This is a genomic window from Vibrio sp. HI00D65, from assembly GCF_001635455.1.
In the GTDB taxonomy this organism is placed as follows: Bacteria; Pseudomonadota; Gammaproteobacteria; order Enterobacterales; family Vibrionaceae; genus Vibrio.
Map to the genome: position 1 here is coordinate 1 of NZ_LWEH01000454.1, position 373 is coordinate 373.

Annotated in this window: 1 protein-coding gene; it reads right to left on the minus strand. The window is 43.7% G+C overall.

The window, feature by feature from the left end; all coding sequences use genetic code 11:
* Positions 1-373, minus strand: a 373-nt coding sequence (locus A3712_RS21850; protein ID WP_269451436.1) for a helicase-related protein, incomplete at both ends; no start/stop codon positions are given.

The window sequence follows — 373 nt, forward strand, 5'->3', positions numbered from 1 at the left end:
TCTTCCGCTTTGTAAGGCATATCATAGTTCACCACTTGCTCGAGCTGCTGAATATCAATACCACGAGCCGCTACATCAGTTGCAATCAATGCTCTTACTTTACCTGATTTAAAATCATCGAGAGCCTTTTGGCGCGCACCTTGGCTTTTATCACCGTTGATTGACGCCGCTTTGATCCCATCTAGTTTAAGCTCTTTAACCAACACATCAGTGCCCTGCTTAGTTTTGGTGAAAACCAATACTTGTTGCCAATTATTTGAGCCAATTAGGTACGCCAGTAATTCGCTTTTACGCTTTTTATCGACTGGGTAAACCATCTGCTTAACAGCCTCAGCAGTGCTGTTAGTAGGCGTTACTTGGATTGCACTTGGTG